The organism is Melaminivora sp. (genome assembly GCF_032059615.1).
Classification (GTDB): Bacteria; Pseudomonadota; Gammaproteobacteria; order Burkholderiales; family Burkholderiaceae_C; genus Melaminivora.
In genome coordinates this window covers 76,881-102,276 of sequence record NZ_DAMCAM010000003.1, presented here as the reverse complement: position 1 = coordinate 102,276, position 25,396 = coordinate 76,881, and the positions used below count along the sequence as shown (strand labels likewise).

The window sequence follows — 25,396 nt, the reverse complement described above, 5'->3', positions numbered from 1 at the left end:
GCGAGGGCAACCACCTGGGCCCCACGCTCAGCCTGAAGGGCATCGACAACCCGGCGTACTACCGCCTGGCGGAAGACCCGCGCCACTACGTCGATTTCACCGGCACTGGCAATACCGTGGACACCAGCAGCCCCCCGGCGCTGCGCCTGGTGCTCGACAGCCTGCGCTACTGGGTGACCGAGATGCACGTGGACGGGTTCCGCTTTGACCTGGCGCCCGCGCTCGGGCGCGACGCCGCCGGGGCGTTCACCCACCGCTCGCCCTTCCTGGCGGCGCTGGCGCAGGACCCGGTGCTCTCGCGCGTCAAGCTCATCGCCGAGCCCTGGGATCTGGGCCCGGACGGCTACCAGCTCGGCGGCTTTCCCGCCGGCTGGCAGGAATGGAACGGGCGCTTTCGCGATGTCGTGCGCGACTACTGGCGCGGCGCCGACGGCAGCCTGCCGCAGCTGGCCGCCTGCCTGTATGGCTCGGCCGACCTGTTCGCCGCTCGCCGCCGGCCGCCGGCGAGCGGCATCAACCTGGTCACCGTGCACGATGGCTTCACGCTGGCCGACCTGGTCAGCTACCACGACAAGCGCAACGAGGCCAACGGCGAGGACGGGCGTGACGGCGAGAGCCACAACCGCAGCTGGAACTGCGGCGCAGAAGGCCCGACCGACGACCCCGCCATCGTGGCGCTGCGCCAGCGGCAGATGCGCAACTTCCTGGTCACGCTCATGTTCTCGCACGGCACGCCACTGCTCCTGGGGGGCGACGAATTCGGCCGCACCCAGCAGGGCAACAACAACGGCTACTGCCAGGACAGCCCCCTGTCATGGTTCGACTGGCAACAGGCCGCAAGCCCCGAGGGCAGCGCGCAGCAGCGCTTCGTGCAGGCGCTCATCGCCCTGCGCCGCGGCCTGTCGGTGGTCAGCCCCTGCGCCTGGCCAGCACCCGACGACGAAAACGCGCCCTGCGCCGGCATCGCCTGGTTCAGCGTCTGGGGCCGCCCCATGACGCCCGAGGAATGGGACGACCCGCTGGCGCGCTGCGTCTGCGCCGTCATGGAGAGCCGGGGCCGGGGCGAATCCCTGATGCTGCTGTTCAACGCCACGCCCGAGGAGACGGTGTTCACCCTGCCGCCCGACGGCGCCGCGCGCGCCTGGGCGCTGCGCGTCGACACGCGCAGCGCCGACGTGCACGGGCCGGACGATGCCCCGCGCACGCTCGCGGGCGAGCAGTACACCCTGCTGCCGCATTCCCTGGCCGTGCTGACTTCGGCCACGCAGCCCTGGCGCGAACCTCCCCCATGAAGCACCACCACCCCATGCCTTTTGGCGCCGCCCTGGAGCCTGCGGGCGCCCGGTTTTCCCTGTGGGCGCCCGCCGCGCGCCAGGCCGCGCTGCGCCATGCCGCCACCCCGGCCGGGCCCTGGCGAGACGCCCCCGCCGAGCCCGGGCCCGCCGGCTGGTGGCACTGCCAGGTGCCTGGCGCGGGCGCCGGCACGCTCTACCAGTGGGTCATCGACGGCGAGCAGGCCGTGCCCGACCCGGCCTCGCGCAGCAACCCCGAGGGGCCGCACGCCGCCAGCCGCGTGGTCGATCCGCTGGCCTTCGACTGGCGGCACGCCCCGCCCCACCGGCCCTGGAGCGAGGTGGTGCTCTATGAGCTGCACCTGGGCACCTTCAACGCGCAAGGCAGCTTCGCCGCGGCCGAGCAGCTGCTGCCCCGCCTGCGCGCGCTGGGCTTCACCGCCATCGAGGTCATGCCGGTGGCCGCCTTCGGCGGCGCGCACGGCTGGGGCTACGACGGCGTGCTGCCCTTCGCCCCGCACGCGGGCTACGGCACGCCGCAGGACTTCAAGCGCCTGATCGACACGGCCCATGGGCTCGGGCTGATGGTGTTCCTGGACGTGGTCTACAACCACTTCGGCCCGGACGGCAATTACCTGGGCCGGTACGCGCCGCAATTTTTCTCGCGCGAACACGAAAGCCCCTGGGGCGCGGCCCTCAACTTCGACGGCGAGGGCAGCGCCACGGTGCGCGAGTTCTTCATCCACAACGCCCTGTACTGGATCGAGGAATACCAGGTGGACGGCCTGCGCCTGGACGCGGTGCACGCCATCGTGGACGACAGCATGCCGGACCTGCTGACCGAGCTGTCCACGCGCGTGCGCGGGGCGGCGCAGGCCGCCGGCCGCCAGGTCCACCTGGTGCTGGAAAACGAGAAAAACGAAGGCGCGCGCCTGGCCAGCCGCCCGCTGCCCGGGCGCTACGACGGGCAGTGGAACGACGACTTCCACCACGCCCTGCACGTCGCGCTCACGGGCGAGACCCAGGGCTACTACCACGACTATGGCGGCGACCCGCTGGCGCACCTGGCGCATGCGCTCACGCACGGCTACGTGTTCGCGCCCGCGCCGCGCGAGGCCGGCCGGCGCCTGGCCTGCGAGCCGGCCGCGGCGCAGCCGCTGGGGGCCATGGTCAACTTCATCGGCAACCACGACCAGATCGGCAACCGCGCCTTCGGCGAGCGGCTGGCGTGCCTGGCTGCGCCGCCCGCGGCCGACCTGGCGCTGCTGCTGTCGCTGCTCACCCCCGCCATTCCGCTGGTCTTCATGGGCGACGAATACGGCGCCCGTACGCCGTTCCACTACTTCGCCGGCTGGGAGGGCGAGTTGCGCGAGGCCGTGCGTGCGGGCCGCCGGCGCGAGTTCGGCCACGCCGCCCCACAGGGCGGCGCCGCCCTGCCCGACCCCTGCGGCCGGGCCACCCTGGAAGCCAGCCGGCTCGACTGGAGCGAGGCCGACGCGCCCGCCGGCCGCCAGCGCCAGGCGCTGGTGCAGCGGGCGCTGGCGGCACGGGCACGCTGGCTGCAGCCGCGGCACGACCTGCTGCGCCCGCAGGGCCACGAGGCCGAGCGCATCGACGCGGCCGGCCTGCGCGTGCGCTGGCATTACGCGGACGGCCTGCAGCTGGTGCTGGAAGCCAACCTGGGCGACCACCCCGTCGTCCGGGCGGCCGCCGATGCATCCCCCGGCGAGGTGGTTTTTGCCCACGGCCGCGCGCCGAGTGAGGCCGGCTGGGCCAGCTGGCCCGCCTGGTCGGGCCTGTGGATGCTGCAAGGGAGCCAGCCATGAACGAGCACGCCGAGCCGCTGCACGAGCGCGCCGCGCGCGCCGGCATCGCCACCGAATACACCAGCTTCTGGGGCGAGCGCGTCGAGGTCGCGCCCGCGGTGATCGAAGCCGCGCTGGCCGCCATGGGCGACCAGGCCGACCTGCAGGCTGCGCCGCCCTGCACCGTGGTGCCGCATGGCACGGCCACCACCTTGGCCCTGCCCGCACAGGGGCCCTGGCAGCTGCTTGACGCCGAACCGCCCGGCGCCGGGACGGCCGCCCAGGGCAGCGGCAGCGCCGCGGCGTTGCCCGATACCCTGCCCATCGGCTACTACCTGCTGCGCCAGGCCGGGCATGAGCAGCTGGTCATCGTGGCGCCGCCGCGCTGCTGGCTGCCCGAGGCCTGGGCCGCAGGTGAGCGCTGGTGGGGCTTGGGCTGCCAGCTCTATGCGCTGCGCTCGGCGCGCAATTGGGGCATTGGCGACTTCCAGGACCTGCGCGACCTGGTCACCGTGGCGGCGGAGCATGGCGCTGCCTTTGTCGGCCTGAGCCCGCTGCACGCGCTGCGCAGCCACCAGCCCGAAGAGGCCAGCCCCTACAGCCCCGGCAGCCGCCTGGCGCTCAACCCGCTGTTCATCGACGTGACCGGGCTGCCCGAGTTCCTGCGCTGCGAGCGCGCGCAGGCCCTGCACGCCCAGGCGGCCTTCCAGCAGCGGCTGCAGCGCCTGCGCGGCAGCGACACCGTGCAGTACGCCGAAGTGGCCGCCGCCAAACATGAAATGCTGGCCCTGTTGTGGCAGCATTTTTGTGAGCATGAAATCAAGGCCCAGAGCGGTCGTGCGCACGATTTCGAGCAATTTTTGCTGCACGAAGCAGGCACCCTGGGCCGCCACGCGCTGTTCGAGGCGCTGCAGCAGCATCTGCACGCGGCCGACCCCGCCGTCTGGGGCTGGCCGGCCTGGCCCGAAGACCTGCGCGACCCCGACGGCCCGGCGGTGCGCGCCTTCGCCGACGAGCACGCCGGCGCCGTGCGCTACCACGCCTGGCTGCAATGGCTGGCGCAGCGGCAGCTGGCCGAGGCCGCCGGGCACGCCCGCCAGCGGCTGCCGCTCGGCCTGTACTGCGATCTTGCCGTGGGCGCGGGCGACGGCGGCTCCGAGACCTGGGCGCATCAGGCGCTGCATGCCCGCGGCATGCACATCGGCGCGCCGCCCGACCCGCTCAACACCCGGGGCCAGAACTGGGGGCTGCCGCCCGTGAACCCCGTAGCGCTGGCCCATGCGCACTTCCTGCCCCTGCGCCGGCTGCTGCACGCGGCCATGCGCCACGCCGGCGCGCTGCGCCTGGACCACGTCATGGCACTGATGCGCCTGTTCTGGACCGGCGCGCAGGGCGGCACCTACGTGCGCTACCCGCTCGAGGCGCTGCTGGCCGTGGTGGCGGTCGAGAGCCATCGCCACCGCTGCGCCGTGATCGGCGAGGACCTGGGCAACGTCGCGCCGCGCCTGCGCCAAGCCCTGGCCGCGCGGGCCCTGCTGTCCTACCGCCCGCTGGTGTTCGAGCGCAGCGAGGCGGGCGACTTCCGCGCGCCCGCGGACTGGCCCGTGCAGGCGCTGGCCGTGGTCGGCACGCACGACCTGCCAACCCTGCGCGGCTGGTGGACGGCGCGGGACATCGAGGTGCAGCGCGAACTGGGCTGGCTGGCCGATGGCGACGCCCACGCGCGCGCGCTGATGGAGCGTGCGCAGGACCGGGTGCGCCTGCTGCACGCGCTGGCGCAGCAGGAGCTGCTGCCCAAGGGCGCGACGCTGGACGCGCTGACGACCCCGAACGGTGCGGAGTTCGCCGCTGCGGTGCACCGCTACCTGGCGCGCACCGCCTGCTGGCTGGCGGCCGTGCAGCTGGAAGACGCCACCGGGCAGGTCGAACAGGTCAATGTGCCGGGCACGACCGAGGACCTGCAGCCCAACTGGCGCAGGCGCTTGGCCGTGCCACTGCAGGAGCTGGCGGGCCACCCCACGTTTGCCGCCGTCACCGGCGCCATGCGCCGCGAGCGCGCCCGGCCCGCCGCGCCGGCGGTGCAGGCGCTGCCGCCGCTGGAGACGGCCGACATCCCGCGCGCCACCTATCGCGTGCAGTTCCATGCGGGCAACACCTTCGCGCAGGTCGCCGCGGCCCTGCCCTACCTGGACGCCCTGGGCGTGAGCCATCTCTACAGTTCGCCCTACCTGAAGGCCGCGCCGGGCAGCACGCACGGCTACGACGTGGTGGACCCGTCCGCGCTCAACCCCGAAGTGGGCAGCGAGGCCGAGCACGAGGCGCTGTGCGAGCAGCTGCAGGCGCACGGCATGGGCCAGTTGCTGGACATCGTGCCCAACCACATGGGCGTGGCCGGCACGGACAACCCCTGGTGGGAGGAGGTGCTGGAGCACGGCCAGGCCTCCCCCCATGCGCGCACCTTCGACATCGAATGGAACGCCCCCGACCCCGGCCTGCGCGGCCGCCTGCTGCTGCCCGTGCTGGGCGAGCACTATGGCCGCGTGCTGGAGGACGGGCAGCTGCGCGTGCAGTTCCACGCCGGGACAGGCCAGTTTCGCGTGCATTACTGGGAGCACCACTTCCCGCTCGACCCGCGGCACACGGCGCGCATCCTGCGACTGGCGCCCACGCCCGGTGCGGCCGACCCGGACGGCGAGGCGCTGGCCGAGGTGCAGTCGCTCTTGGACGCCTTCGCCGGCCTGCCCGCGCGCGACACGCCGGACGAGGACGCGCGGGCCGCGCGCCTGCGCGATGCCGCGCTGCACCGGCGCCGCCTGGTCCGGCTCGCGAGCCGGCACGCGTGGCTGCGCGAGTGGATCGAGGCGGCGCTCGCGCGGCTCAACGGCGACGCTGCGGACCCGGCCAGCTTCGACGCGCTCGACGCGCTGCTGCGCGCCCAGGCCTGGCGCCTGGCCAGCTGGCGCGTGGCCGCCGACGACATCAACTACCGCCGCTTCTTCGACGTCAACGCCCTGGCCGCGGTGCGCATGGAGGACGCCGCGGTCTTCGAGGCCACGCACCAGCGCATCTTCCGCTGGCTGGCCGAGGGCAAGGTGGGCGGCCTGCGCATCGACCACCCCGACGGCCTGGCCGACCCGGCCCGGTACTTCGAGCAGCTGCAGCAGCGCCACGCGGCGCTGGCGCACACGGCCGGGCGCGCGCCGCGCGCGCTGTACCTGGTGGTGGAGAAGATCCTGGCCGACCACGAGCCCCTGCCGGGCCGCTGGCCGGTGCACGGCGCCACGGGCTACCGCTTCGCCGGGCAGGTCAACGGCCTGTTCGTCGATGGCGCGGCCGAGGCGGCGTTCGACGATGTCTACGCCACCTTCACGGGCGACGCCCAGGACTTCGAACAGGCGCAGTACGAGTGCAAGCGACTGATCATCGCCGGCGCCTTCGCCAGCGACCTGGCGTGGCTGGCCGGCACGCTGCACCGCATCACCCGGGCCGACCGCCGGGCCAGCGACTTCACGCTCAACCAGCTGCGCCGGGCGCTGTGCGAGGTGGCGGCGCTGTTTCCCGTCTATCGCACCTACGTGGTGCCGGGCGAGGGGGCGAACGATACCGACCGCCAGCACATCGACTGGGCCATTGCCGCCGCGCGTCGGCGCATGGGCACGGCCGAGGGCGGCGTGCTGGCCTGCCTGCGCTCGGTGCTGGTGGGCGAGCCCGGACCCGAGCCGCAGGCGCGGCGCGATCTGGTGCGCCGCTGGCAGCAGTTCACCGCGCCGGTCATGGCCAAGTCGGTCGAGGACACGCTGTTCTACCGCTACGTGCGGCTGGTCTCGCTCAACGACGTGGGCTCCGAGCCGCGGCGCTTCGGTCTGTCGGCGGCGGCCTTCCACCAGGCCAGCCAGCAGCGCGCGCGGCTGCTGCCGCACAACCTGCTGGCCACGTCCACGCATGACAGCAAGCGCTCGGAGGACGTGCGTGCGCGCCTGAACGTGCTGTCGGAGGTGCCCGCGCAGTGGGAGGACGTGGCCTGGGGCCTGCGCAGCAGCGCCGAGCGCTTCATGAGCGAGATCGACGGCGAGATGGCCCCTGCCGCGCACGACCTGTGGGCGCTCTACCAGGCGCTGGTGGGCCTGTGGCCCGCCGAGGGCGCCGCGCCCGACGAGCGCGCCCGGCTGCGCGAGCGCATCCAGCAGTACATGGTCAAGGCCATGCGCGAAGCCAAGCAGGCAACCAACTGGCTGTTCCCCAACGAGGCGTATGAAGGCGCCATGGCCTCCTACATCGAGCACGCCCTGGCCACCGAGGCCTTCACGGGGCTGCTCGACGCGTTCGTGCGGGCCATTGCGCCCTACGGCTACCGCAACAGCCTGTGCCAGCTGGCCATCAAGCTCACCGCGCCGGGCGTGCCCGACATCTACCAGGGCTGCGAGCAGTGGTGCTTCACCCTGGTGGACCCGGACAACCGCCGACCGGTGGATTTTTCCGCCCTGCAGGCGGGCCTGCGCAGCGTGCAGCCGCTCTACGCGGACGGCCGCCACCCCGACCCCTCGGACTGGCAGCGGCTGCTGGCGCCCGTGCCGCCGCCCGAGGCCAAGCAGCTCGTCACCTGGCGGCTGCTGGAGCTGCGCCGGGCGCTACCGCAGCTGTTTCGCAGCGGCAGCTACGTGCCGATCGCCGTGGAAGGCCCGGCCGACGAGCACGCCATCGCCTTTGCCCGGGTGCGCGGCGGGCGGGCCGTGGCGGTCGTGTGCTCGCGCCTGCTCTACGGCCTGGCCGAGCGGGGCTGGCGCGACACGCTGCTGCGCCTGCCCGGCGGCCATCCGCTGCTGGGCCGCCCGCAGCGCTGGCAGGACTGGATGACCGGGCGCAGCCTGCACGCCAGCCTGGACGGCCTGCCGCTGCACGAGCTGCTGCCCTCCAGCCCCGGGCCCCGGGCAGCCCTGCCGTTCGCCGTGCTGGTGTGCGAGGATGGCGCGCCATGAAGGTTCTGTTTGCCACCCCCGAATGCGCGCCCCTGGTCAAGACCGGGGGCCTGGGTGACGTCAGCGCGGCCCTGCCGCCGGCGCTGGCCCGGCTGGGGCACGACGTGCGGGTGCTGATGCCGGCCTATGGCAGCCTGCCCGCGCGGGGCCGGCTGGCCGGCATCCACCGCGTGCCGGCCGAGGGGCCCTGGCCTGAGGCCCAGCTGCTGGAGCTGGAGCCGACCGACGGCGGCCCCAGCCTGCTGCTGCTGGCCTGCCCGCAGTACTACGCCCGCCCCGGCGCGCCCTACGGCCCTCCGGGCGGCGGCGACCACCCGGACAACGCGATGCGCTTCGGCCTGCTCAGCCGCGTGGCGGCCCTGCTGGGCACGCCACGCTCGCCCTGCGGCTGGCAGGCTGACGTGGTGCACGCCAACGACTGGACCTGCGCCCTGGCACCGCTCTACCTGGCGCAGTGGCGCGAGGCCGGCATGGCCGTCGCGCGCAGCGTGGTGACCCTGCACAACCTGGCTTTTCAGGGCCTGTTCCCGATGGCGCTGTGCGATGCGCTGGACATCGCCGTGCAGCACCGGGGCATGCAGGGGGTGGAATTCTGGGGCCAGCTGTCCATGCTCAAGGCGGGCCTGCAGTTCGCCGATGCCATCACCACGGTCAGCCCGACCTATGCCCGGGAGATCCAGCAGGAGGCCCTGGGTTTCGGCCTGGACGGCGTGCTGCGCGAGCGCTCGGGGGTGCTGCACGGCATCCTGAACGGCATCGACACCCAGCTCTGGAACCCCGCCACCGACCCGCTGATCGCCGCGCGCTACGACGCTGCCAGCCTGGAGCGCAAGGCGCTCAACCGCACGGCCCTGCGCCAGCGCTGCGGCCTGGCCGACGGCGCGCCCGGCCCGCTGTTCGGCTTGGTCGGGCGGCTGACACGGCAAAAGGGCGTGGACTTGGTGCTGGGCGGCGCCGAACGTCTGCTGGCCCAGGGCGCGCAGCTGGTCGTGCTGGGCAGTGGTGACGCCGACCTGCAGCAGGCGCTGCACGCCCTGGCGCGGCGCCGACCGGGCCGGGTGCACGTGGCCACCGTCTTCGACGAGCCGCTGGCGCACCTGATCGAGGCCGGGGCCGACTGCTTCCTGATGCCGTCGCGCTTCGAGCCGTGCGGGCTCAACCAGATGTACAGCCAGGCCTATGGCACGCCACCCATCGTGATGCACACCGGCGGGCTGGCCGACTCGGTGACCGACGCCGAGGCCGCTGAAGGCACGGGCTTCGTCATGCGCGAGCACAGCCAGGCCGCCTTCGACGCCGCCGTGCAGCGCGCCTGCACGGCCTGGCGCTCGGTGGCGCGCTGGCGGCAGCTGCAGCAAAACGGCATGCGGCGCGACTTCGGCTGGGATGCGCCGGCGCGTGCCTACGAGGCGGTGTACCGGCAGGCGCCTTGAGAGCCTGCTCAGCCCAGGAAGCGTTCGAGTTGCGGCAGCGCCGCCTGCGCCGCGCGGCGGCCCTCTTCGATGGCCTCGGCCGAGCGGTGGAAGTCCAGCACGCCCAGCTGCGCCAGATGCGGCGCGATCACCACCTCGGGCGGGTCGCCGGCCATGCGGCTGCGGGTGATGCGGATCTGCATGATGGTCACGCTGGTCATCACCACGTCCAGCACCGACGGCCGCGCGGGCAGCGGCGCGACCTGGGGCACGGCGCTGGCGGGCGCGCCACCGCCACCCCAGAACTTGAGCCGACCCATCCAGTCCGCACCGCGCGATGGGGCCGGCTCGTCCTCGTCCCAGGCCTCGGCCGGCGCGCCCGCCTGCGCCGCCTCCCCGGGCTGCGGCTGCGGCGTGGCTGCCAGCGCCAGCGGCTGCAGATGGCGGTGCAGGATGTCGGCGTTCAGGTCCACGCCGATCACGATGTCCGCGCCCATGGCCCGCGCCAGCGAGGTGGGCACGGGGTTGACGATGCCGCCATCGACCAGCAGCCGGCCGTCCCCGCGCGCCACCGGCGTGAACAGGCCGGGCAGCGCGATGGAGGCACGCACCGCGTCGGCGATCGAGCCCTCGCGCAGCCAGACCTCGGCGCCCGAGTGCAGGTCGGTGGCGACGGCGCCGAACGGCAGGGGCGAGGCCTCGATGTCGAAGTCGGCGAAGTTGCGCCGCCAGAAGGCGATGAGCTTTTCGCCCTTGAGCATGCCGCCCGAAAGGTTGAAGTCCATGAAACCCCAGACCTGGCGCATGCCCAGCGAGCCCACCCAGTCGGCGAAGCGCTCCAGCTCGCCGGCCGCGTAGGCCGCGCCCACCAGCGCGCCGATGGAGGCGCCGCAGACGATGTCCGGGCGCACGCCCGCCTCGTCCAGCGCCTGCAGCACGCCGATGTGCGCCCAGCCGCGCGCCGAGCCGCTGCCCAGCGCCAGGCCCAGGCGGGGAGCGCGGCGCACCAGGGCCATGGCGCTAGCCGCCCCCGCCGGCCAGCAGCGCGCGCAGGCCGTCCTCGTCGAGCACGGCAATGCCCAGGCTGCGCGCGCGCTCGAGCTTGGAGCCGGCATCGGCCCCGGCCACCACGTAGGCCGTCTTCTTGCTGACCGAGCCCGTCACCCGCGCGCCCGCGCCTTCCAGCAGCGCCTGCGCCTGCTCGCGCGTGAGCGTGGGCAGCGTCCCGGTCAGCACCACCGCCAGGCCCGCCAGGGGCAGCTGCGCTGCGTCGCGCGGCGCCCCTTCGGGCCAGGTGACGCCGCAGGCGCGCAGCTGCTCGACCACCTCGCGGTTGTGCGGCTCGGCAAAGAAGGCGTGGATGGCCTCGGCCACCACCGGGCCGACGTCGGGCACCTGCATGAGGGCGGCCACGTCGGCGTCCATCAGGGCGTCCAGCTGGCCGAAGTGTCGTGCCAGCTCCTTGGCCGTCGCCTCGCCCACATGCCGGATGCCCAGGGCGAAGAGAAAGCGCGCCAGCGTCGTGTGCTTGGATTTCTGCAGCGCCGCCAGCAGGTTCTGCGCAGACTTGTCGGCCATGCGGTCGAGCTGGGCGAGCGTTGCCAGGCCCAGCCGGTACAGGTCGGGCAGCGTGCGGATGACGTGGCCGTCGATCAGCTGGTCCACCAGTTTTTCGCCCAGGCCCTCGATGTCCATGGCGCGGCGCTGGGCGAAGTGCAGCAGCGCCTGCTTGCGCTGCGCCGGGCAGAACAGGCCGCCCGAGCAGCGATGGTCCACCTCGCCCGGCTCGCGCACGACGCGGCTGGCACAGATGGGGCACTGGCGTGGCATGCGGAAGTTCGCCACGTAACTGCCGCGCGGCGCCGGCACCCGGCCCACGATCTCGGGAATGACATCGCCGGCGCGCCGCACGATGGCCTCGTCGCCCACGCGCACGCCCTTTCTGCGCAGTTCAAACAGGTTGTGCAGCGTGGCGTTGGTGACCGTGACGCCGCCGACGAACACCGGCGCCAGGCGGGCCACCGGGGTCAGCTTGCCGGTGCGCCCGACCTGGATGTCGATGCCCTCCACGCGCGTGACCATCTCCTGCGCCGGGTATTTGTGCGCCACGGCCCAGCGCGGCTCGCGCGTGACGAAGCCCAGCTCGCGCTGCAGCTGCAGGTTGTTGACCTTGTAGACCACCCCGTCGATGTCGAAAGCGAGCTGGTCGCGCTCGGCGCCGATGCGCTGGTGGTAAGCTATAAGTTCAATAGCACCATGTGCAATCTGGACTAGGGCTGAGACCGGAAATCCCCACTCTTTCAGCTGCTGCAGCAGCTGGAAGTGCGTGGCAAATGCCGGCCCGCCCGCGGCCTCGGGCGTGACCTCGCCCAGGCCATAGGCGAAGAACGACAGCGGGCGCTGCGCGGCGATGGCGGAGTCGAGCTGGCGCACCGCGCCGGCGGCGGCGTTGCGCGGGTTGACGAAGGTCTTGTCGCCGCGCTCGCACTGGCGCTCATTGAGCCGCTCGAAGTCGGCCCGGCGCATGTAGACCTCGCCGCGCACTTCGAGCAGGGGCGGCGCGCCCTCGGGCAGCACCAACGGAATCTGCCGGATGGTGCGCACGTTGTGCGTCACGTCCTCGCCCACCTCGCCATCGCCGCGGGTGGCTGCCTGCACCAGCCGCCCGTCCTCGTAGCGCAGGCTCATGGCCAGGCCGTCGAACTTGGGCTCGGCCACGTACTCCACCGGCGCCGCCTCGGGCGGCAGGTGCAGCTCGCGGCGCACGCGGGCGTCGAAGGTCTCGGCGCCGCTGGCCTCGGTGTCGGTCTCGGTGCGGATGCTGAGCATGGGCACGCGGTGGCGCACGGCGGCCAGGCCCGGCAGCACGGCGCCGATCACGCGCTGGGTCGGCGAGTCGGGCGTGACTAGCTGCGGGTAGGCATCTTCCAGCGCCTGCAGCTGGCGAAAGACGCGGTCGTACTCGGCGTCCGGCACGCTGGGCGCGTCCTGCACGTAATACTCGTGCGCCCAGCGGTGCAGCTGCGCCCGCAGCGCTTTGATTTTTGTAGCCACAACCCCGCTGCCAGCCTGGGCTTGCGCGGGAAAAAGGTCGGATTGTGGTTCAGCCATGCAGCCGCCCGCCTTCAACTGAACAGCCGCCGCGCCAGCAGCGAGCCGGCCGACAGCTCGCGCCCGTCGAGCTGGTCGTAGAGCTGCTCCAGGTCGGCCGCGATGGGGTCCATGGCCATGGCCGGCAGGGGCGTGCCGTTCTGGTCGCACAGCACCCCGTCCATGGACTGGCACAGCGCCTGGGCCAGCTCGCGCAGGCGGGCAAACGGCTGCTCGCCGCGCTGCACCTGCGCCACGTCCAGGCTCAGCAGCACCTCGCGCAGGGCCGACTGCTCGGGGTCGTCGGACATGGCGGCCTGCGCGTCGTAGGCCAGCGTCAGCACGGGCGGCAGGCCGGCTTCGGCGGCCGGCAGCACCATGCGCCCGGGGATGGCGCCGGCCACCAGCCCGGCGCGGGCGGCGTTCTGCTGGATGTAGCCGGGGCTCCAGGCGGCCTGGCGCGCGCGCAACATGAAGGTCAGCTGGGCGTCGTGGTCGCTGGCGAACTGGTCGAGTTCGCGCGCCCGCGCCACCTCGTGCAGCATGTCGGGGAAGTCGGGCGCGCCGTTGATGGCGTCGGCGAACGCCTGGGTCTTCATGACGAATTCGGAGAACTCGATCTCGTTGAGCGCGCCCACGCGGTTGGCCAGCTGCACCCCGGCCTGCAGGTGCACGTAGCGCACGCCGGCCTGCGGCGTCTCCCACTGGCGTGTGGAGGGGTTGAGCGCCTCGATGGCAAACGGCTTGCTGCCCACGCGCCGGGTGCGCGGCAGGGCCGCCGCGGCCACGTCGCCGGCCACCGCCTGCTCGGCGGTGATGGAGGCGATGGCGTCGATGAGCGCGTCCAGCCCGCCCGGACGTTCGGCCTGGGGCACGGGCAGCTCCAGCGCGTCGCGCGCGTCCACGGCGTGGTGGTCCAGCGCGGCGGGCTCCGGGGCGCCCACCGCGCCTGCGGACGCCAGCGGCGGCGCGTCGAAGGCGGGCTCCTGGCGCGCCGCGGGCTCGGCCGGGCGCTCGCCCTGTTCGGCGGGGCGCGGGCGCCGGGGCGCGTTGCGTTGGTGGGTCCAGGCGTTGTAGGCGACCACGATGATCAGCACGACAGCGCCCGTGATGACGAGACCGAGTTGGAAGTTGCTCATGATCTGTGGAGGAAAGGAACAGGGGCCATCATGCCTCGGCCATGGTGAGGGCGGCCTGCATGTCCACCGCGACGATGCGCGAGACGCCCTGCTCCTGCATGGTCACGCCGATCAGTTGCTCGGCCATTTCCATGGCGATCTTGTTGTGGCTGATGAACAGGAACTGCGTGCCGCGCGACATGCTGGCCACCAGGCGCGCATAGCGCTCGGTGTTGGCATCGTCCAGCGGCGCGTCCACCTCGTCGAGCAGGCAGAACGGCGCCGGGTTGAGCTGGAAGATGGCAAACACCAGCGCGATGGCGGTGAGCGCCTTCTCCCCGCCCGACAGCAGGTGGATGGTCTGGTTCTTCTTGCCCGGCGGCTGGGCCATGACCTGCACGCCGGCGTCGAGGATCTCCTCGCCGGTGACGATCAGCCGCGCCTGTCCGCCACCGAACAGCTCGGGGAACATGCGGCCGAAATGCCCGTTGACGGTCTCGAACGTGCCGGCCAGCAGCGTGCGCGTTTCGCCGTCGATGCGGCGGATGGCGTCTTCCAGCGTCTGCATCGCCTGGCCCAGGTCCTGGTACTGCGCGTCCAGGAAGGTCTTGCGCTCGCGCGCCAGGCCCAGCTCCTCGAGCGCCGCCAGGTTGACCGCGCCCAGCTGCGTGATCTCGCGCTGCAGGCGGTCGATCTCGCCCTGCAGCCCGGCCGCGCGCACGCCGCCCCCGGCGATGGAGCGGGCCACGGCCTGCAGGTCGGCGCCGGCGTCGGCCAGCTGGGTGGAGAACTGCTCCAGCGCCAGGCGCTGGGCCTGCTCCTTGAGCTGCAGCTCGGTGATGCGCTGACGCAGCGGCTCCAGCGCCTGCTCGTGCCGCAGGCGGCCCTCGTCGCTCGCGCGCAGGCGGGCGGTGAGCTCGTCGTAGTGCGTGCGGTGCTCAGCCAGCTGCTGCTCGCGCTCCTGGCGCGCCTGCAGTGCCTGCTCCAGCCCGCCCTGTGCGGCGGCATCGGTCAGGCGCGCCAGTTCGGCCTGGCCCCGCTCGTGCTCGTCCCGCAGGTCGCGCGTCTGGCGGGCGGCGGTGTCCAGGGCGCGTGCCAGCTCGGCCCGGCGCGCCGCCAGGCTGCGCTGGGCGAAATCCGCCTCCTGGGCGCGCCGCTCCAGCTGGCGCTGCTGTTCGCGGCAGTCGGCCAGGCGCCGCTCGGCCGACAGGGCCTGCTCGTCCTGGCGCGCCTGCCGCTCCTGGGCGTCGGCCAGCTGCAGGTCCAGCTCCTCGAAGCGCGCCTCGGCGGTCATGCCGCGCTCGTGCAGCTCATCGAGCTGGGCGTGCGCCTCCTGCAGGTCGGCGGCGATCTGCTCGTTGCGCGCGCGCGTCTGCTCGGCTGCCTGCTCCAGACGCAGCACCTGCACCTCCAGTTCATGCGTGCGCACCTGGGCCTGGCCCTCGGCACGCTGGCTGGCCAGCAGTTGCTGCGCAGCCTCGGCGTGCGTGGCCTCGGCGCGCGCCAGGGCGGCGGCGGCTTCGCCTGCGATCAGCGCCTGGGCGCGCAGCTCCTTGTGCAGGTGTTCGATCTCCTGCGCGCGCGCCAGCAGCCCTGCCTGCTCCGAGTCGGGCGCATAAAAGCCCACGCTGTGCGCGCCAACCGCATGACCGGCGGCCACGTAGATGACCTCGCCCGGGCGCAGCTCGGCGCGCCGGGCCAGAGCTTCGTCGAGCGACGGCGCGGTGTAGCAGCCCGCCAGCCAGTCGGTCAGCACGGCGTGCAGGCCGGCATCGGGCAGGCGCAGCAGGTCGGCCAGCCGGGGCAGCGCCGCGGCGCCGCCGGCCGGGGCCTGCACCGCCGCGGGCAGCGCCGCCGTGCTGTAGAAGGCCAGGCGCGCCGGCGGGCCTTCGCCCGCGGCGCCGGCAAAGCCGCGCACGCTCTCGAGGCGCCCCACGGGCAGGCCCGCCAGGCGCTCGCGCAGCGCCGCCTCCAGCGCGGCTTCCCAGCCCGCCTCGACCTGGATGCGACTCCACAGGGCCGCCAGGTCGGCCAGGCCGTGGCGCGCCAGCCAGGGCTGCAGCCGGCCATCGACCTTGACCTTGTCCTGCAGCGCCTGCAGGGCCTGCAGCCGGGCGGCAAGCTGCGTCTGCAGCGCCGCTTCGGCGTTGGCGTCCTGCTGGCGCTGGCGGCGCTCTTCGTCCAGGCGCGGCAGCTCGGCCTGCAGGCCGGTCAGGCGCGCGGCAGCCAGTTCAGCGCCGTCCCGGGCCTCCTGCAGCTGCTGGCGCAGATAGGCCAGGCGCGACTCGTCGGGCGCGATCAGCGCCGCCCGGTCGGCGCGCAGGCGCTCGGCGCGCGCGTTGGCCTGGCGCTGCTGCTCGGCCAGGCTGCGCTGCTCGGCGGCCAGCACCTGGATCTGCTGCTGCACCTGCACGGCGGCGGCGCGCGCGGCCTCGGCGCGTTGGCGCGCCAGGGCCAGCGCGTCGGCCAGTTCGGGCAGCCGGTCGGCCTGCTCCTCGACCTGGGCGGCCAGCAGCTCAGCCTGCTCCTCGGCCTCCAGGTCCTCGCCTTCGAGGGCCTCGGCCTCGGTGCGCGCTTCCTCGCCCCGGGCCGCCCATTCGGCGGCCTGGGCCTGCAGCTGGGCCAGGCGCTGCTGCACGCGCTGGCGACCCTCGACGACGTAGCGGATCTCGGCTTCGAGCCGGCCCACCTCGGCGGTGGACTCGTAGAGCCGGCCCTGGGCCTGGCTCATGGCGTCGCTGGCGGCGTAGTGGGCCTGGCGCAGCGCCTCGCGCTCGGCCTCGGCCTGGCGCAGCCCGGCCATCTGCGACTCCAGCTCGTTGACCGCCTGCAGGCCCTGCACGCGCACACGGTCCTGCTCGGCCTCGGCCTCTGCACGGCGCAGGAACCACAGCTGGTGCTGGCGCAGCGTGGCCTCGCCCTGCAGCTGGTGGTAGCGCGCCGCCACCTCGGCCTGGCGTTCGAGCTTTTCCAGGTTGACGGACAGCTCGCGCAGGATGTCCTCGACCCGCGTCAGGTTCTCGCGCGTGTCGGCCAGGCGGTTTTCCGTCTCGCGCCGGCGCTCCTTGTACTTGGACACGCCCGCGGCCTCCTCCAGGAACAGGCGCAGGTCCTCGGGGCGTGACTCGATGATGCGGGAGATCGTCCCCTGGCCGATGATGGCGTAGGCGCGCGGGCCCAGGCCCGTGCCGAGAAACACGTCCTGCACGTCGCGCCGGCGCACGGGCTGGTTGTTGATGTAGTAGCTGCTGGTGCCGTCGCGCGTGAGCACGCGCTTGACGGCGATCTCGGTGAACTGGTTCCACTGCCCGCCGGCGCGGTGGTCGTGGTTGTCGAAGACCAGCTCCACGCTGGCGCGGCTGGCGCTCCTGCGCGTGGTAGTGCCATTGAAGATCACGTCCTGCATGGATTCGCCGCGCAGCTCGCTGGCGCGCGATTCGCCCAACACCCAGCGCACCGCGTCCATGATGTTGGACTTGCCGCAGCCGTTGGGGCCCACCACGCCTACGAGCTGGCCCGGCAGCAGGAAATTGGTGGGCTCGGCAAACGACTTGAAGCCAGCGAGCTTGATGGAACTGAGACGCACGAAAGGGCAGGCAGGACGGGACGAAAAAGGCCAGCGGCCCGGCCGATGGTCGGGCCGGGCGGCAAATCATACCGCGCCGCCCACCGCGCTCCAGGCGCCGACCCGCCAGCGCGGTGGCAATGAAATCAGGCCCTAGCCCTTGTCCTGCAAGGAATTCGTGCTATGCATCTTGATGCGCCTGCTCGCGGCCATCGCGCTCGCGTACCAGCGCCTCGAAACGCGGGCACGGCAGCGGCGGCGCCAGCAGGTAGCCCTGCCAGACGTGGCAGCCGCTGCGCTCCAGGAAGGCGCGCTGCGCCTCGGTCTCCACCCCCTCGGCGGTGACCTGCAGGCCCAGGCTGGTGCCCAGGGCGACGATGGTGCGCGCGATCGCCGCGTCGTTGGGGTCGGTGAGCACGTCGCGCACGAAGCCCTGGTCGATCTTGAGCTCGTGCAGCGGCAGGCGCTTGAGGTAGGCCAGCGACGAGTAGCCGGTGCCGAAGTCGTCGAGCGAAAAGCCCACGCCATAGCTGCGCAGCAGCACCATCTTGGCGATGGTGTCCTCCACGTCCTGCAGCAGCATGCCCTCGGTCAGCTCCAGGCGCAGGTGGCGCGCGTCGGCGCCGGTGCTGGCCACGGCCTCCAGCACCTGCGAGACGAAGGCGCTCTCGTGGAACTGCCGGGGGCTGACGTTGATCGCCACGCTCAGCTCGCCCAGCAGGGCGTGGCCGCTCCAGCGCGCCAGCTGTTCGCAGGCCGCCTGCAGCACCCACTGGCCCAGCTGCAGGATCAGGCCGCTGTCCTCGGCCAGCGGGATGAACTCGGACGGCGGGACGAAGCCGCGCTCGGGGTGGCGCCAGCGCAGCAGGGCCTCGGCGCCCTGGATGCGCCCGTGCGCCACCTTGGGCTGGTAGAACAGCTCGAACTGGCCCTCAGCCAGCCCGGTGCGCATGTCCGCCTCCATCTGTACCCGCTCGGCCACCACGGCCTGCATCTGCGGGTCGAAGAAACGCAGCGTGTTGCGCCCGGCGGCCTTGGCCTCGTACATGGCCAGCTCGCTGCGCTTGAGCAATTCCTCGGCCGGCTCGCCCAGGCCGTCATAGACGGTGATGCCGATGCTGAGGGTGGTGTGGTGCGGCTCGCCGTCGTCGAGGTCGAAGGGCTCGCGCAGGGCAGCGAGGATGCGCCGCGCCACCTCCTCGGAGTGCGTGGCGGCCTCTTCGCAACTCTCGCCCAGCTCGCGCAGGACGACGACGAACTCGTCCCCTCCCTGGCGCGCCAGCGTGGCGTCGCCGTCGATACAGGTGCGCAGGCGCGCCGCCACGCTGCGCAGCAGCCGGTCGCCGGCCTCGTGGCCGCGGGTCTCGTTGAGGGTCTTGAAGTGATCCAGGTCGAGCATGAGCACGGCGCCGCAGCTGCCGTGGCGTGCGCTCATGGCCAGGGCCTGTTCGAGCCGGTCAAACAGCAGGCGGCGGTTGGGCAGACCCGTGAGCATGTCGTTGTAGGCGAGGTAGCGCAGTTCCTCCTCGGCCTGCTTGCGCTGGCTGATGTCCTGCACCACGGCCACGTGGTAGCGCGCCGGCCCGCCGTCGGGGCGCATGGGCGAGACCGAGATGTCGGCCCAGACGCTGCTGCCGTCCTTGCGCAGGTAGCGCTTTTCCAAGCGGAACTCGGCGATCTCGCCGGCCAGCATGCGGTCGATCTGGGTCTGCGTGCGCGCCTGGTCGTCCGGGTGGCCGATGTCGCGGATGTTCTGCTGCTGCATCTCCTCGGTGGAGTAACCGAGCATGTCACCCAGGCGCCGGTTCGCCCGGACCACCTCGCCCGTGTCGGAGTTGACCTGGGCCATGCCCACCGCGGCCTGGTTGAAGACCGCGCGAAAACGCGACTCGCTGTCGCGCGCGGCCCTGCCGGCGAGCCGGGCATAGGCCAGGGCCTGGGTGCGCCGGCGCACCAGCAGGCTCACCAGGGTGGTGAGCAACGCCGACATCAGCAGCGAGCCGACGGCGAACAGCACCGGCTGGCGCTGCTCCTGCGCCGTGGCAAACGAATGGCTGGCCTGGAAGGCCAGGCGCCAGGTGCGCCCGCCCACGGGAATATCGTGGATGAGGGGGGGCACCTCCTCGGCACTCGGCGCGTCCAGGTCCCTGTAGAGCAGTTCACCCTTGCGCGTGGCCGGCACCGACGTCACGCCCAGGTCATCGATGGTCAGCTGCAGGCCGTCGAGATAGCCACGCTGGTGCATGTTGCGCACCAGCCACGGTACGCTCACGATGGCACCCATGGTCCCCAGGAAGCGCGGAGCCTCGTCGCCCGCCGCCGCCCCGAACACCGGTATGCGGATATTGATGGAGGCCTCGCCGCCTTGCTGGTCCTGCACGCTGCGAAAGGGCGCGGAGGCCACCAGCGCGCCGGTGTCGCGGGCGCGCAGCAGCGAGTCGAGGTTGGCGGGCTGGGAGTGGATCTCGAGCCCCAGCACCTGTTCGTTGCCCTCGCGCGGCCAGACGTAGTCCACCACGAAATATTCGGGCTGCTCGAGCACTGGGTGGATGGAGAACTGGCCGGGCAAGCTGCCGTCCAGGTGGGCGTTGGCGCGCGCCTGTGCCTCGAAAGCGCTGCGCTGCGCGGCAGGCACGGCACGGGTGAAGTGCAGGTTGCGGATGCTGGCATGCGTGCGCTCGATCTGCATGCTGCCCGCCACCCGCTCGAACTGCGCGCGCGTAAGTCCGGGATTAACCATCATCAGGCCGCGCAGGCCCAGCAGCAGATCGGTCTTGGCCTCCACACGCTGCTGCAATACATCGGCGGCCGTGTGAGCGTGGCGCTCGAAGCGCGCCTGCGACAGGGCCTGCACAGTCTCCGACTGATGGCTCCAGAGCGCGTAGCTGGCGACGATTCCGACCAAGCCTACGACGACGCCTGGCAGCCATTGCCAGGCTGGAGGGGGAGCGGCAGAAGCGGCGGGACTCATCGGTGGCTGTAGGAGAAAGGCGCAGCATAGCCGCATTTGCACACGCGGACCGCCCCGGGCGAGGGTGCGAACCCATTCCCGGCGGGGCCTCTTTGCCTACAGGGCACGGCCGACCGCAGCCCCTATGCTTGCCACCTGTTCCACATTCCTCCCACCATCGTGTCCTTCCGGTTCTTCGAGGGGCGCGTGCCGCCCTACCCCGCGGCCGAGCCCGTCCCCCCGCCTGCGGGCTTCTTTGTCTTCCTGTGGGCCTGCACCCAGGGCATGCGCGGCTGGATCGGCCTGCTCATGTGCACGTCGGCCCTGCTGGCGGTCTATGAGGCGCTGCTGTTCGCCATCATGGGCCGCGTGGTGGACTGGCTCTCGACCGTGTCCATGCAGGACTTCTGGCAGGCACAGCAGGGCACGGTGCTGACCATCGCCGCGGTGTTGCTCGGGAGCACCGGGCTGCTGGCGCTGCACACCTCGGTCATGCACCAGGTGCTGGCGATCAACTTTCCGATGCGGCTGCGCTGGCTGTTCCATCGCCTGATGCTGGGCCAGAGCATGGCCTTCTATGCCGACGAGTTCGCCGGGCGCATCACCACCAAAATCATGCAAACGGCGCTGTCGGTGCGCGAGGTGGTCTTCATGGTGGTGGACGTGCTGGTGGGGGTGAGCGTCTATATGGTGGGCATCCTGGTGCTGGCCGCCAGCTTCGAGTGGCGCCTGGTGCTGCCGTTCTCGCTGTGGCTGATCGGCTACGGCAGCGCGTGCTGGTACTTCGTGCCGCGCCTGGGGGCCATCGGCAAGGAGCAGGCCGATGCACGCTCCATGATGACCGGCCGTGTCACCGACGCCTATACCAACATCACCACGGTCAAGCTGTTTGCCCATACCCGGCGCGAGGCCGAGTACGCCCGCAACGCCATGGACGCCTTCAAGGCGACGGGCTACGCGCAGATGCGCCTGGTGAGCCAGTTCGAGATCACCAACCACCTGTTGATCACGCTGCTGCTGTTGGGCTCGGGCGGCACGGCGCTGTGGCTGTGGAGCCAGGGCCAGGCCAGCGCCGGCGTGGTCGCGGCCGTGCTGGCCATGGCGCTGCGGCTCATGGGCTACTCGCACTGGGTCATGTGGCAGATGACGGGGCTGTTCGAGAACGTGGGCACCATCCAGGACGGCATCGTGACCCTCACGCGCCCGCGCACCATCGTGGACGCGCCGGACGCCCGGCCGCTGGTCGTCACGCGCGGCGAGATCACTTTCGACGACGTGCGCTTTGCCTATAAGGACGGCGGACGCAACGTCATCGACCACCTGCAGCTGACCATCCGCCCGGGCGAGCGCATCGGCCTGATCGGCCGCTCGGGCGCGGGCAAGTCCACGCTGGTCAACCTGCTGCTGCGCCTGTCGGACGTGCAGGGCGGACGCATCCTGATCGACGGTCAGGACATCCGCCACGTCACCCAGGACAGCCTGCGTGGCGCCATCGGCATGGTCACGCAGGACACGTCCCTGCTGCACCGCTCGATGCGCGAGAACATCCTGTATGGCCGCCCCGATGCGAGCGAAGAAGCCATGCGCGCCGCCGCGCACCAGGCCGAGGCGGCCGACTTCATTGGGCACCTGACCGACCTGCAGGGCCGCACGGGTTACGACGCGCAGGTGGGCGAGCGCGGCGTGAAACTCTCGGGCGGGCAGCGCCAGCGCGTGGCCATTGCCCGGGTGCTGCTCAAGGACGCGCCCATCCTGCTGCTGGACGAGGCCACCAGCGCCCTGGACAGCGAGGTGGAGGTGGCCATCCAGCGCAGCCTGGACGCCCTGATGCAGGGCAAGACCGTGATCGCCATCGCCCACCGGCTGTCAACCATCGCTGCCATGGACCGGCTGATCGTCATGCACGAGGGCCGCATCGCCGAGCAGGGCACGCACGCCGAGCTGCTGGCGCGCGGCGGCATCTACGCGCGGCTGTGGGCGCACCAGAGCGGCGGCTTCATGGGAGCTGATCCGGACTGACGCCGGCGCCATCCCGGTCCTCGCGCTGCGCCTCGCGCTCGCGCGCAATCCACAGCTCCACGATGCGGCGGCGGCGCAGGGCGCGGCGGCGCAGCCGGGTGTCCTCGCCGTCGAGCTCGCGGTATACGCTGACCATCACCAGGGCCATCAGCACGGCAAAGGGCAGCGCCGCGATGGTGATCAGGCTCTGCAGCGCGTCCAGCCCGCCGGCAAGCAGCAGCACGGCGGCGATGAGGGCCACCGCCACCCCCCAGACCACACGCTTGTACAAGGGCGGGTCACCCGCCTCGTCGGTGGACATGCTGGCCAGCACCAGCACGGCCGAATCTGCCGAGGTGACGAAAAAGATGATCAGCAGCAGCAGCGCCACCAACGCCAGGAGGCTGCTGCCCGGCAGACTGTCAAAGAGGGCGAACAGCACCGTCTCATAGCCGGCGGCCAGGGCCTGCAGCAGATCGACCTGGCCGAAGATCAGGGCCTGCAGGGCCGCGCCGCCGAAGACCGAGAACCACACGAAGCCCAGCAGGCTGGGAGCCAGCACCACGCCGATCACGAACTCGCGCACCGTGCGCCCGCGCGAGACGCGGGCGATGAACGCGCCGACGAAAGGTGCCCAGGCGATCCACCAAGCCCAGTAAAACACCGTCCAGTCGCGCACCCAGGTGCTGTCGGAGAACGGCGACAGGCGCAGGCTCATGGTGACCAGCTGGTTGATGTAGGCGCCCAGCGTGGTGGTGAAGGTGTCGAAGATGAAACCTGTCGGGCCGATGACCAGCACGGCAAGCATCAGGGCCGCGGCCAGCGCCAGGTTGAAGCTCGACAGCCACTTGATGCCGCGCTCCACCCCGCTGGTGCTCGATGCCATGTAGAGCACGAAGGCCACGCCGATCACCACCAGCTGGGTCACAGTGCCCGGCGGTACGCCGAAGACGCGGTGCAGTCCCGCGGTGATCTGGATGGTGCCGAACCCCAGCGTCGTGGCCACGCCGATGGCGGTCGCCACCACGGCGGCGATATTGACCGCGTGGCCCAGCGCGCCCTGGTGGTGCCGGCCGATGATCGGCTCCAGCATGTCGCTGATCAGGCCGCGCCCGCCGCGGTTGTACTGGAACCAGGCCATGGCCAGGCCGATCAGGGCATAAATGGCCCAAGGGTGCAACCCCCAGTGGAAGAAGGCGTAGCGCATCGCGGCGCGCGCGGCCAGGGAGCTTTGTGGCTCCAGCCCCTCGGGCGGGTTCAGGAAGTGCGAGACCGGCTCGGCCGCGCCCCAGAACACCAGGCCGATGCCCATGCCGGCGGCAAACAGCATGGCCAGCCAGCTGGTGCGCGAGAACTCGGGCTCGGCGTCCTCGCCGCCGATGCGCAGCCTGCCGAAGCGCCCGAAGGCCAGGTACAGCAGGAACAGCAGCGCCAGGAACACGACCAGCAGATACATCCACCCCGCCCCCCGTACCACGGTGGCGAGGGTGGCCTGCATGACATCGTTGAACGGACCCGGCGCGATGCCTGCCGCCAGAACCAGGGCAGCGACGATCGCGATGGAGAGGCGGAAAACCATGGGCATCCCTGCATTGTTTTTGATGTTGCATCATGCTACGAAAGCCCTATCCACCTGGCAGGGCGCAACACAGCGCAACGATGTAGGAGAGCACGCCGGGCAGACGCGCTCGCCAACCAGCTCCGTTCAACTGTGCTCGACCGGCCCGAGCGGGCGCTCACGTGGCGGCTCGTGCGGCGGCAGCTGCAGGAACAGCGCCGTAGCCGCCAGGGTGAGCAGACCCATGCAGGTGAAGGTGATGCGAAACGCCATGAGCGTGCTGCCGCCCGTGCTGCCTTCGAAATGCGTCTGCATGCTGGCCAGCACCGCGCCGGCGAGTGCCACCCCCATCCCCATGGCCAGCATCTGCACCATGGACAGCAGGCTGTTGCCGCTGCTGGCGTGCTGGGGCTCCAGGTCCTTGAGCGTCACCGTGTTCATGGCCGAAAACTGCATGGAGTTGACCATGCCGAAAGCCGCCAGCTGCGCCGCCATCCAGACGAGCGAGCGCCCCGGCGCGAGCAGCGCAAAGCTGGCGATCAGCACCGCCAGGGCGCAGGTGTTTACCACCAGCACCTCGCGGTAGCCGAAGCGCTGCACCGGCCCGGTGACGAACGGCTTGACCGCCATGCTGCCCAGCACCGTGGGCAGCATCATCAGGCCGGCGTGCAGGGGGGAATAGCCCAGGCTGACCTGCAGCACCAGCGGAATCATGAAAGGCATGGCCGAGCTGCCCAGGCGCGAGAAGAAGTTGCCCAGCAGCCCCACGCGCAGGGTGCGCACCCCGAACAGCGCCGGCGCGAACAGCGGATTCGCGGCGCGCAGGGCGTGCAGGCCGTAGGCCGCCAGGCTGGCCACGCCGAAGACCAGCAGCACCAGTGCGGAAGCGCGGCGCACTCCGCCACCGGCCATGGCCTCGACCCCCAGCGACACGGCCGCCATGCCGAAGGCAAGCAGCCCGTAGCCCACGGCGTCGAACCCGCGCACGCCGCGCGCGTCGTCCGCGCGCATGAAGCGCCGCGCCGCCAGGAACCCCACAGCCCCTACCGGCACGTTGACCCAGAAGATCCAGTGCCAGGAGGCGTACTCCACCATCCACCCGCCCAGGGTGGGCCCGATCAGCGGCCCGATCAGGCCGGGGATGGCAACGAAACTCATCGCCTTCAGGAACTCGTCGCGCGGGAAGGCGCGCAGCACCGCCAGCCGCCCCACGGGCAGCAGCAGCGCGCCGCCCAGGCCCTGCACCACACGCGCGCCCACCAGCAGCGCCAGGGTCGGCGAGAGCGCACACAGCACCGACCCGGCGACGAACAGCGCAATGGCCGCCATGAAGACCTGGCGCGTGCCGAAGCGGTCGGCCAGCCAGCCCGAGGCCGGGATCAGCACCGCCATCGCCAGCGAATAGGAAACGATGACCGAGTGCATCTGCAGCGGGCTTTCGCCCAGGTCGCGGGCCATGGCGGGCAGGGCCGTGTTGACGATGGTCGCATCCAGCGTCTGCATGAAAAAGCCCAGGGCGACCAGCCACAGCAGGGCCTGGCGCTCGCTGGAAGCTTCGGGGGCGTGAGGGATCATGACAGGCAAGGTGGAGGACTCGGGCCTTGCAGTGTGCCGCCGGACGCACCCGCGTGC

12 protein-coding genes are annotated in these 25,396 nt (G+C 72.0%); 5 read left to right on the top strand and 7 right to left on the bottom strand.

The genetic code is table 11. The features are described from left to right. The 4 genes from RT051_RS01505 to glgA all read left to right on the top strand — a co-directional run. Positions 1–1,292, top strand: a 1,292-nt coding sequence (locus RT051_RS01505) for a glycogen debranching protein (RefSeq protein ID WP_409520514.1), incomplete at its 5' end; no start/stop codon positions are given. Further along, entirely contained in the window at positions 1,289–3,118 is a 1,830-nt protein-coding gene (treZ, locus tag RT051_RS01500; RefSeq protein ID WP_313070299.1) for a malto-oligosyltrehalose trehalohydrolase, read from the top strand. The genes RT051_RS01505 and treZ, both read left to right, overlap by 4 nt. Continuing rightward, complete coding sequence (gene treY / locus RT051_RS01495) at positions 3,115–8,073, top strand: malto-oligosyltrehalose synthase (RefSeq protein ID WP_313070298.1); 4,959 nt, start codon at positions 3,115–3,117, stop codon at positions 8,071–8,073. The genes treZ and treY overlap by 4 nt, the downstream gene beginning before the upstream one ends. Further along, positions 8,070–9,506: a glycogen synthase GlgA gene (gene glgA / locus RT051_RS01490; protein ID WP_313070296.1), complete on the top strand. Its 1,437-nt coding sequence runs from the start codon at positions 8,070–8,072 to the stop codon at positions 9,504–9,506. Before treY ends, glgA begins: the two co-directional genes overlap by 4 nt. 8 nt (positions 9,507–9,514) lie before the next feature. Here the strand turns inward: glgA and RT051_RS01485 are convergent, their stop codons facing one another. The 5 genes from RT051_RS01485 to RT051_RS01465 all read right to left on the bottom strand — a co-directional run bounded on the left by RT051_RS01485 (position 9,515) and on the right by RT051_RS01465 (position 20,229). Beyond that, complete coding sequence (locus RT051_RS01485; RefSeq protein ID WP_313070293.1) at positions 9,515–10,501, bottom strand: patatin-like phospholipase family protein; 987 nt, start codon at positions 10,499–10,501, stop codon at positions 9,515–9,517. Positions 10,502–10,505: 4 nt separating this feature from the next. Continuing rightward, on the bottom strand, positions 10,506–12,596 hold the full coding sequence (ligA, locus tag RT051_RS01480; protein ID WP_313070290.1) for an NAD-dependent DNA ligase LigA: 2,091 nt from the start codon (positions 12,594–12,596) through the stop codon (positions 10,506–10,508). A gap of 14 nt (positions 12,597–12,610) precedes the next feature. Next, a complete protein-coding gene (locus RT051_RS01475; RefSeq protein ID WP_313070287.1) occupies positions 12,611–13,714 on the bottom strand; it encodes a cell division protein FtsZ in 1,104 nt (367 codons plus the stop codon). Positions 13,715–13,742: 28 nt separating this feature from the next. Then, positions 13,743–17,279: a chromosome segregation protein SMC gene (smc, locus tag RT051_RS01470; RefSeq protein WP_313070284.1), complete on the bottom strand. Its 3,537-nt coding sequence runs from the start codon at positions 17,277–17,279 to the stop codon at positions 13,743–13,745. Positions 17,280–17,439: 160 nt separating this feature from the next. Then, on the bottom strand, positions 17,440–20,229 hold the full coding sequence (locus RT051_RS01465) for an EAL domain-containing protein (protein WP_313070281.1): 2,790 nt from the start codon (positions 20,227–20,229) through the stop codon (positions 17,440–17,442). 159 nt (positions 20,230–20,388) lie between these two features. Here RT051_RS01465 and RT051_RS01460 point away from each other — a divergent pair, with 159 nt between their 5' ends. Further along, on the top strand, positions 20,389–22,227 hold the full coding sequence (locus RT051_RS01460) for an ABC transporter ATP-binding protein (protein WP_313070279.1): 1,839 nt from the start codon (positions 20,389–20,391) through the stop codon (positions 22,225–22,227). On the opposite strand, the gene RT051_RS01455 is transcribed toward RT051_RS01460, so the two are convergent. Next, a complete protein-coding gene (locus RT051_RS01455; protein WP_313070276.1) occupies positions 22,205–23,785 on the bottom strand; it encodes a BCCT family transporter in 1,581 nt (526 codons plus the stop codon). The two genes, RT051_RS01460 and RT051_RS01455, sit on opposite strands and share 23 nt — an antisense overlap. A gap of 126 nt (positions 23,786–23,911) precedes the next feature. Further along, positions 23,912–25,339: a multidrug transporter subunit MdtD gene (mdtD, locus tag RT051_RS01450; RefSeq protein WP_313070273.1), complete on the bottom strand. Its 1,428-nt coding sequence runs from the start codon at positions 25,337–25,339 to the stop codon at positions 23,912–23,914. Positions 25,340–25,396 lie beyond the last annotated feature (57 nt).